The sequence below is a fragment of the Thermodesulfobacteriota bacterium genome (genome assembly GCA_036482575.1).
GTDB lineage: Bacteria > Desulfobacterota > GWC2-55-46 > GWC2-55-46 > JAUVFY01 > JAZGJJ01.
Genome location: JAZGJJ010000096.1, coordinates 1 through 9,663, shown reverse-complemented (window position 1 = coordinate 9,663; position 9,663 = coordinate 1). Strand labels below are relative to the sequence as shown.

Below are 9,663 nucleotides of genomic sequence, written 5' to 3'. Positions count from 1 at the left end.
CGCCGAGGCCTACTGCGCGTGGGCTGGCAAGAGGCTCCCCACCGAGGAGGAATGGGAGAAGGCCGCCCGCGGCACCGACGGGCGCGTCTACCCCTGGGGGGACGAGTTCTCCGCGGATAAGGCCAACACGAGTCTGTCCGGGGTCGTTGGCACCACGAAGGCCGGGAGCTACGGGAACGGGGAGAGCCCCTACGGTGCTTACGACATGACGGGTAACGTCTGGGAGTGGGTCGACTCCTCCTATGATAAGAGGAGGGTTACGGCAAGGGGGGGGGCATGGGGGCTCAGCCACAGGTTCGCGAGGACCTTCAGCCGCGTCGGCTACAAGCCCATTACGAGGGTCAATAACCTCGGCTTCAGATGCGCGAAGGACGGGTAGGCGGCCCTTTTCCCCTCGGGGCCGCCTCCGGATGACAGGCGGGGGAAAAGGCTATTCCAGATAGCCGCCTCCCGTCGTCTTTCCTTCCGTCGTTTTCTCTTCCATCGCCTTTCCTTCCGTCGTCTGGCCGTGCTTGCCCAGCATCTCGTCCAGCTGTCCCATCATCTCGCTGAGCCTCTCTTTCTCGGCTGCACCCGGCATGTGGGAGATGCCTTCAAGGATGCCCATCGTTTCCTTCAGCATCCCCGCCATATCGTGCACCATCTGGCGGCATTCCACGGACTTGGCCCCTTCCATCATGCCCCTCCCCTCCATGGCGGCCACCGCTGTTGCCGGGACGGCTAACGCGAAAAGGACCGCGACTGCTAATACCTTCGCTTTCATGACTATCACCTCCTCCTTGCTTATAGTAAGAGTCTTGACCCGGTATTCGATGTTGTCAAGTGGAGGGGGTGAAGAATTTTCAGGACGACCGTTCGGGGTATGAGATACCAATGCTGTATTGGGCCGCTTATGACGTTAACCGTGCGGCAGCACCAGGCTGGAGGCACTATAAGCTGGTGGGCAGTTTAAGGTCATACCCGGGACCGGCTACCGTGCCCTTCGCCGCAGTGTGCCACCCTCGGCACCATAAAACGTCTCTTCATGCTCAACACCCCCTTTCGTATGTTTTTTCGGCTAACAGACCTTTTTTTCCTCTTTTCCGCACCTGCACCAGACGCATGTGCAATCCGCGCCGTGGCAGCCCTTATCAACGAGCCTGCTCTTAAATCTCCAACCCGCTACAGGGTAGACGAGTGACTTCAAAAGAGACGGGTTGTAGAATCTTCTTATGTTTTCCATGGCGTTGCCCCTGGAAATCCAGTTTATAAAACCGACGTAACCTCTGTTGCCGAGCCTCTCAAAGAAGAAACGGTTTACAAGAGATGCCCGTTGCAAGGGCAGCAACTCCCTTTTCAATAACGTCTTATAATCCTCCCCGCTGATGATGCTCACCGCCGCGAGGTAGCCCGAGACCATCGCATACCTCATCCCGAAGCCAAAAAGACAGTCCTGGAGACCCGCCGACTCACCCACATAATACCTCCCGTTTTCATAGACGGGTTTACCGAAGAAAAAATTGCCGTATCCCCCGAACTCCCTCTCATCTGCCATGTCGAGGGAAGGGAAGACCTTCGAGAAGGCCTCGACGGTCCTTTCAAAGCATTCTCTCTCCCTTTTGAACTCCCTGAACATGCATGTCGCTATGGTACCCCTTCCTTTATGTATCAGGAGGTAGGCATACCCTTTCGGGGCGAGTCTGTCGTCGAGTATGGCCGCGGCCGTATCTTCCATGGTTGTCTTGAAAAGAACCCCCTTCGCTATCACATCCGCGGCCCTCGGCCCGATGCCCACGATACCGCCCTTTTCGAGCTTACCGGCCCTCGTATTGAAGAGGACCCGAGCCCCGGCCTCCTTCGCTATATCGAGGAGTCCCCTGTCGAAGCAGCCCACGGTGCCGCCCCTCTCGACGAGATGGAAGAGCGGCCTCTCCCCGCTCACGACGGTTTTGTTCAGATTGGCATCATATACGGTGAGCTCGTCATACGGCTGGCAGATAAACTCTCTATAGAGTTTATTGGATATTCCCAGCTTGTCAAGCAGGCACGTTACGTCCTCAGCAGAGCTCCAGTTCTCAAGCCCCTGGAAGTCACCGTGAAACCTGTGCCCGACATCGGGCTTTTCCTCGTAGACGGTCACCTCTAAGCCCGCTCTCGCGAGGGTTATGGCGGCGACGAGACCGGCAGGCCCTGCGCCGGCAATCTCGATCATACTATCTTTTCCTTCACTGAAGGACCCTATCCTTCTTTTTTATCGGTCGGGAGCAACGCACTTTCGCCTGACTCACCCGTCCGTATCTTAACCGCCTCCGCCACGTCTGAGACGAATATCATCCCGTCGCCGCGCTGGCCCGTATGCGCCGCTTTACTTATAATACTCGCGAGCCTCTCACTGTCCTCGTCCCTGCATACGACCTCTATCTTTACGGTTGAGCAGACCTTCTCGGCGTAATCGATGGAAAATCTTGTCTTTTCCCCCTCCACCTCTTTCCCGATTGCCTTCACCTCTATAATGGCAAGTCCCGGAACCCCGGCCTCTTCGAGGGCGTGTATAACCTCTTCGGCCTTGATCTGTCGTATATAGGCCTTTATCTCCTTCATGTTTCTTCTCCATCCTCTTTGTTCGCCTTGCCCACGCTTAAGCCTTTCCAGAGCGCGTATATCACGGGTATCACGATGAGGGTGAGTATGGTGGCCGAGACCATGCCCCCGACCATTGGCGCGGCTATCCTCTTCATGACCTGGCTCCCCGCTCCCGCGCCCCACATAATCGGCAGGAGCCCTCCTATGGTGGCGGCCATGGTCATCATGATGGGCCTTATGCGCGTGGCCGCCCCCTCGACGACCGCTTCGTGCAGGTCGGCCGTGTTTTCAAGCTTCCCCTCACTCCTACGCTTCTCGCACGCCAGGTCGAGGTAGACGAGCATGATGACCCCGAGTTCCACGGACACCCCGGCGAGCGCTATGAAGCCCACCCCTACGGCGACGCTCAGGTTGTAGTCGAGCAGGTACATGAGCCAGACCCCTCCGACCAGAGAGAAGGGGAGCGAGAGCATCACTATAAGGCTTTCGGCAACGTTTGAGAAGTTGAAGTAGAGGAGCAGGAATATTATGACGAGTGTGAGCGGCGCCACGAGCTTCAACTTCTCCTTGGCCCGCTCCATGTACTCGTACTGTCCGCTCCAGAGAAGGGAATAGCCCGCTGGGATTTTTATCTTTTCCGATACGACCTTTTTTGCTCTCTTTACGTAGGTCCCGATGTCCACGTCCTGTATGTCGATAAAGACCCAGGCGTTTAGCCGCGCGTTCTCGCTCTTTATGCCCGGCGGTCCCTTCCTTATCTTTATGTCCGCCACCTGGGCTATGGGTATCTGTTCCCCGCGCGGCGTGGGGACGAGTATTCGCCTGAGCTTGGTTATGTCGTCCCTCAGCTCCCTGCCGTAGCGGAGGTTCACCGGGTAGCGCTCGAGCCCCTCGACGGTCGTGGTGACGTTCATTCCGCCGATGGCGGACTTTATGATGTCCTGCACGTCGCCGACGGTAAGGCCGTACCTGGCGGCCTCGCGCCTGTTTATCTCATAGTCGAGGTAGTTCCCCCCGACGACCCGCTCGGAGTAGACCGACCGGGTGCCCGGTATGTCCCTCACCACGGCCTCTATTTCGATGCCGAGCCTCTCGAGCGTCGGGAGGTCGTCTCCCGCTACCTTTATCCCCACCGGGGTCTTTATGCCCGTTGAGAGCATGTCAACCCTGTTTTTTATGGGCATGGTCCATGTGTTCGTAAGGCCGGGGAACCTGATCGCCCTGTCCATCTCTTCTATGAGCCCGTCTATCGTCATCCCTTCCCTCCACTCCTCCTCGGGCTTCAAGGTCACGGTGGTCTCTATCATGGCGAGAGGGGCCGGGTCCGTGGCGGTCTCGGCCCGCCCTATCTTGCCGAAGACGCGCTCCACCTCGGGGAAGGTTTTTAATATCTTATCCGTTTGCTGGAGGAGTTCTTTGGCCTTTGTTATGGATATTCCGGGGAGCGTGGTGGGCATGTAGAGTATGTCGCCTTCGTTCAGCGGCGGCATGAACTCGCTCCCGAGTTTCTTTAACGGGACTGCGGTCAGGGCAAGCGCCAGTACGCAGAGGAGTATCAAACTCTTTTTGAACCTCAAGGCCGTGGATACCACGGGCCTGTATATGAAGAGGAAGAAGCGGTTAACGGGGTTTTTGGTCTCGGACAGTATCCTGCCCCTTACGAGGTATCCCATGAGTACTGGCACGAGGGTTATCGAGAGGAGTGCCGAGGCCGCCATGGCGTAGGTCTTGGTGAAGGCGAGCGGGCTGAAGAGCCGCCCCTCCTGCGCTTCGAGGGTGAAGACCGGCATGAAGGAGAGCGTTATTATAAGGAGCGAGAAGAAGATCGCGGGCCCCACCTCCTTGGCCGAGTCCATGACGATCCGCCAGTGGTCTTTCTCCTCTTTTCCCCCTTTCCCCTCCGCCCTCGCGAGCTCTATGTGCTTGTGGGCGTTCTCTATCATCACTATGGCGCCCACTATCATGGCGCCTATGGCTATGGCTATCCCCCCGAGGCTCATTATGTTGGCGTTTATGCCCTGGTAGTACATGACGATAAAGGAGATAAGTATGCCTATGGGCAGGGTGACTATGGCAACGAACGCGCTCCTCAAGTGCAGGAGGAAGAGGACGCATATGAGCGCCACCACGAGGCTCTCTTCGAGGAGTTTTTCCGTCAATGTGTCCACGGCCCTGTGTATCAATATGGACCGGTCGTAGGCAGGGACTATCTCGACACCTTCCGGGAGCCCCCGTTTGAGCGTTTCGAGCTTCTTCTTTACGTTCTCTATGACGGTAAGGGCGTTCTCGCCGTAGCGCATGATGACCACCCCGCCGGCGACCTCTCCCTCTCCGTCGAGCTCGACTATGCCTCTGCGGAGTTCGGGCCCGATGTGCACATCGGCTATCTCCCTTATCGTTATGGGGGTGCCGCCGGGGCCGACGCCGACGGCGATATTTTTAATATCCTCGATGTTCTTTATATAACCCAGGCCGCGCACCATGAACTCGGTCTCGGCCATCTCGACGAGCTTCCCGCCGACGTCGTTGTTGCTTCGCATTATGGCGTGCTTTATCTTGCCGAGCGGTATGTTGTAGGCGATGAGTTTCGTGGGGTCCACCTCGACTTGATACTGCTTTACGAAGCCGCCGATGCTCGCCACCTCACTTACGCCCGGTACGGTCTGGAGCTCGTAGCGGAGGTACCAGTCCTGTATGCTCCGGAGATCGGCGAGGTCGTGGGCGCCGGTACGGTCGACCAGCGCGTACTCGTAGACCCAGCCGACACCGGTGGCGTCCGGCCCGAGCGAGGGGGTAACGCCCCCGGGGAGGCGGCCGGAGACGAAGTTCAGGTACTCGAGCACCCGGCTCCGCGCCCAGTACATGTCGGTCCCGTCCTCGAAGATTATGTAGACGAACGAAGTGCCGAAGAACGAATAGCCCCTTACCACTTTGGCGTAAGGGACCGAGAGCATGGCCGTGGTGAGCGGGTATGTCACCTGGTCTTCGACCACCTGCGGGGCCTGGCCCGGATACTCGGTATAGATTATCACCTGTACGTCGGAGAGGTCGGGTATGGCGTCGAGCGGGGTTTTCTGGAGCACTACTACTCCCCAGGCGACGATGAAGAGCGTGAAGAGTATTACGAGGAAGCGGTTATTTATGGAGAGCTCTATTATTTTTCTTATCATCTTGTCTTTGTCTTAAGTTTTTCCGCATCACGCATAACGCACACGCATCACGGGTTTTCTTACGCATCACGGCTCTTAGTGGTTGTGCTCCATCTTGTCGTGGTCCATTTCTTTCATCCCGGGGTCGTCCATGGACTCCATCCCCTCCATCCCCCCCATCCCTTCCATACCCTTCTTTCCTCCCATCCCCGGCATATCTTTATGTTCCATGGCGGGGCGGTCCATCTTCTGCGTTTCCTTCATCCCCTCCATGCTTTCCTTCTCCACGGCCTTGCCCTTCTTTATCTCGAGCATCTTCCGGGCGGCCTCCTTGAGCCTCGACTCCGAGTCTATGAGGAACTGGGCCGAGGTGACCACAATATCTCCCTCCTTAAGGCCCTTTAGCACTTCGTAGTGGTCTTCGGCCGAAGCGCCGAGGGTTACCGTGACAGGTGTGAACTTCCCCCCGCCGCGCGCCACGATCACGACGTTCCTCTCGCCGGACCTTATGACCGCCTCGGTGGGCACGGCGAGGGCGTCCCTGCTTATCGTCGACTTTATCGTCACGTTCGCGTACATATCGGGCTTCAACAGGCCTCCCGGGTTCTTGATTTCGATTCTCAGCGTGTTTGTTCGTGTTTCAGGCTCCATGAATGGGTATATGAAGGAGACCGTGCCCCTGAATACCTTCCCTGGGTATGCGGCAAGCGTCATCTCGGCCTCCTGCCCGGCCTTTATCCACGGCAGCTCGTACTCGTAGACGTCCACGTATACCCAGACCTTCGATATGTCGGCTATGGCATAGAGCATCCTGCCCGGCCTGACGAACATACCGTGCTCGACGGATTTTTTTATTATTATCCCGTCGGAGTGGGAATGGACGTGAAGTGTTTTCATCACCTCACCCTTTTCTTCGAGCTCCCTTATCTGGTGCTCGGGTACGTCCCAGACTTCAAGCCTTCTGCGAGCCAGGTCCGCGATAGACTCTCTTCCCACTCCGGTTAATGCCTCACGGTATTTAATTGCGAGGAGATACTCCTCCTGCGTGGAGACGAGCTGCGGGCTGTATATCTCAAGGAGTACGTCCCCTTTTTTGACCGCCTGTCCCGTATAATCGAAGTAGAGTCTCTCTATCCAGCCCTCCACCCTGGTATGGATATGGTGGATACTTTTCTCGTCGTAGGCGATCCTGCCGATGGTCCTTACGGTTTTTTTAAGCTCGGTCCTCTTAACCGTCTGCGTCCTCACCCCTATGGTCTGCACGGTAACCGGGTCTATCTTTACGGTCCCCGGCTCCGAGGCTGTCTCCTCCCCTTCGTAGACCGGTATGAGGTCCATGCCCATGGGCGACTTGCCGGGCTTCTCCGAGACATAGGTCGGGTCCATGGGCGCCTGCCAGTAGAGGATCTTTTTCCCCTTTCCCTCCGTTTCCGCCGTTGGTTCTTTCAGCGCCGTTTCCTCGGTGGTGGTGGTGGGGGTGGGTTGCTTGCCCACGCCCATGAGGTAGACGGCCCCGCCGCCTGCCGCGCCGCCGATTATGATCGCCACGAGACTATAGAAGATGCGTTTCTTCATTCCCTTTAGACCTCCTTATGGGGGGCGTATTCGTCAATAGAACTCCCGTCCCGTGAGCCTTTCGATCTCGGCGGTGTTCTTCAGGTAGTCCGCCACGGCCCTGTGGTAGGCGAGCTTGAAGTTCAGCCATATGCTCTGGGTCTCGAGGAGCCCGGAGAGCGGGCCCCTGCCGTTCTTGTACCAGGTCTCGGCTATCTCCATGGACTGGCGCGCCTCGGGTATGAGGGAGTCCCGGTAGAGCGCGATTAGCTGCTCGTTTGCCTTAAGGTTGTGGTAGACGCCCTTTATGGAGTTGGTTACCTCGCGGGTGAGCGCGGCCCTTTCTTCGAGGGCCTCCGCAATGCCGAGCCCGGCTTCGTTTACCGCGGCCCGGTTCTTCCTGGACCAGAGCGGGATATTCAGCCCGAAGGTCAGGGCCACGGCGTCCCGGCCCGCGTCGTCTATCCCGGACATGGGCGGGTCCCCGGTGACGATGTAGTTAAGGCCCACGCGGAAGTCCGGGCGGTAGGCGTAGCCCGAGAGCCGCTTCTTAAGCTCGTTCTTTTCGACCCGGAGCCTCGAGATCCTCAGCTCCTGGTTCTCCGAACCCCACTCGTAGAGCTCGTCGAGGGAGTGGCCGAGGGGTTTTAGTATCGGCTCCGCCGGCGTTCCCACCGGCTCTCCGGGAGCGCGGTTCAAGAGGGCGTTCAGCCTCGCCTCCCGGGCAGAGCGCATCTCGCGCAGCGTTATGAGCATCGAGGACGCCTTGCCGTACTGCGTCTGCGCCCTTATGAGGCCGTCGAGCGCCTTCTCGTCTATCCCGTAGTTGGTGGTGGTTATCTTCGAGAAGTATTCGAGCACTGTCTTGTTCTCTTCGGCAAGCTCTATGGCGTGGTCTATGTAGTAGAGCTCGTAAAAGCTCTTCTTTATCTTCGCCGTGACGTCGCGTACGACCCGTTCGTAGCCGGTCCGGGCTATGGCGGCGTCCTTATTGACGACCTCTCCCTTAAGCGCGAGCTTTCCGGGGTAGGGGAGCTTCTGGCTGAGCATGATGATGTGGTCCTGCGAGCCGAGCCGGGTCTCTACCTTTTCTATCGGGAGGGTGTAGGTGAGCATGGGGTCGCTTAAGGAGGTCGCCTGCGGGTACTTTTCCGCCACACGCATCCACCGGAGTTTAGCCGCGCCTATGCGCGGGTTGTTCTCGACCCCGTATTCTATAAGTTCTTTAAGCGTTGCCGGCTCAATTGCAACGCCTTCGGCCCCGCCCCCCGCCCCCGCCCCTCGGCCCTCATCCGGGGAGAGTACCAGGGCGAGGGCGATGAGCAGGGGATATATCGAGGAAGCGCCCTTTTTGAACCCTGTTCCAGTCCCCATTTCTATTCTACGCCTTGTAGTATGCATGGCCAAAAAAAATCCTCCGTTATCCCTGTGTCTCGCAGTGGGTTTCGCACTCGTTGCCTACATCCTGGCCGTGCATGGAGCAGTGGTCCATATCGCAACTGTCGGTCGAAGCCAGGAGCGGCAGGGACAGGCCGAGGACGATCAAGGCGGCTATGGCCAGACTCGACGCCACCAGCCTCCGGGGCGGAACGGAGAGCCTTGGCTCCCCCCCCTCCCCCTCCACGAGCCTCTTTATCCTGCTTTCCGTCTCGCCGCTTCCCTTTATGGAGACGGGCAGCGGCAGGGGGGTAGACGTTCTTGCCACCTTAACGAGCGCGCTTGCGAGGCCGAGGCCGTTGCCGGTCTTCTTAACGACGCTGTCGTCGGCGGCCCTCTCGCTCTTCTCCCTCACCCGCTCGGCCAGCCACCCGACGAGCGGCAGGTAGAAGAGGGCGTTCCTGAAAAGCGAGAGGCAGAAGAATTTCAAGGTGTCCATATGTTTTCTGTGATGGGCCTCGTGCAGGAGGACCGCATGAGCCTCTTCCCTGGTAAGCCCCTTCAGGAGGCCCGTGGAGAGGTATACCCTGGGCCTTAGGAGCCCGTGGGTGAAGGCGGCCTTGAGCGAGTCGTCCTTTATGAGCACGACCCCGAGGTTTTTATCGAGAAGCGGGAGCTTTTCGATCGCGCTCCTCGCCCTCAGCCCGTCCGAGACCGCCTTAACCGAGGCGTAAACGAGCCCGCCCGAGACGAGCCCCGCCACCGCCCAGAGTGCCGAGGCCTTGAGTATCGACAGGTAGGGGAGGCAGAGCAACATCAGGTGCCGGCACCACTCGAGCGCCGCCCTTGTAAGCTCCATAAGGTAGGGGAGCCCCAGCGTAAGCCCGGCGACGGTGACGACAAAGAACGACGTGAGCGCCAGCAAGAGGTAGGGCATCTCTATTTCCCCCCCTTTATTTCCATCATTTCCAGCTTTTTTTTCTCTATGAGTTTCGAGAGCCTTTCGAGCTCCGAGGGGTCC

Annotated in this window: 8 protein-coding genes; 1 reads left to right on the top strand and 7 read right to left on the bottom strand. The window is 58.3% G+C overall.

The window, feature by feature from the left end:
* Positions 1-379, top strand: a 379-nt coding sequence (locus V3W31_04205; protein ID MEE9614145.1) for an SUMF1/EgtB/PvdO family nonheme iron enzyme, incomplete at its 5' end; no start/stop codon positions are given.
* A gap of 51 nt (positions 380-430) precedes the next feature.
* Here the strand turns inward: V3W31_04205 and V3W31_04200 are convergent.
* The 7 genes from V3W31_04200 to V3W31_04170 form a co-directional block, all read right to left on the bottom strand.
* Positions 431-763, bottom strand: coding sequence for a hypothetical protein (locus tag V3W31_04200; GenBank protein MEE9614144.1), 333 nt, complete (start codon positions 761-763; stop codon positions 431-433).
* A 294-nt stretch (positions 764-1,057) separates the two neighbouring features.
* Positions 1,058-2,191 carry an NAD(P)/FAD-dependent oxidoreductase gene (locus tag V3W31_04195; GenBank protein ID MEE9614143.1) on the bottom strand — a complete coding sequence of 378 codons (1,134 nt, stop codon included), beginning with the start codon at positions 2,189-2,191 and terminating at the stop codon, positions 1,058-1,060.
* A gap of 26 nt (positions 2,192-2,217) precedes the next feature.
* On the bottom strand, positions 2,218-2,580 hold the full coding sequence (locus tag V3W31_04190) for a P-II family nitrogen regulator (GenBank protein MEE9614142.1): 363 nt from the start codon (positions 2,578-2,580) through the stop codon (positions 2,218-2,220).
* Positions 2,577-5,732, bottom strand: a complete 3,156-nt coding sequence (locus tag V3W31_04185; protein ID MEE9614141.1) for an efflux RND transporter permease subunit — start codon at positions 5,730-5,732, stop codon at positions 2,577-2,579. Before V3W31_04185 ends, V3W31_04190 begins: the two co-directional genes overlap by 4 nt.
* 75 nt (positions 5,733-5,807) lie before the next feature.
* Positions 5,808-7,286, bottom strand: coding sequence for an efflux RND transporter periplasmic adaptor subunit (locus tag V3W31_04180; protein ID MEE9614140.1), 1,479 nt, complete (start codon positions 7,284-7,286; stop codon positions 5,808-5,810).
* 33 nt (positions 7,287-7,319) lie between these two features.
* Positions 7,320-8,639 carry a TolC family protein gene (locus tag V3W31_04175; GenBank protein ID MEE9614139.1) on the bottom strand — a complete coding sequence of 440 codons (1,320 nt, stop codon included), beginning with the start codon at positions 8,637-8,639 and terminating at the stop codon, positions 7,320-7,322.
* Between the two features lie 46 nt (positions 8,640-8,685).
* Positions 8,686-9,579 carry a M56 family metallopeptidase gene (locus tag V3W31_04170; protein MEE9614138.1) on the bottom strand — a complete coding sequence of 298 codons (894 nt, stop codon included), beginning with the start codon at positions 9,577-9,579 and terminating at the stop codon, positions 8,686-8,688.
* Positions 9,580-9,663: the final 84 nt, after the last annotated feature.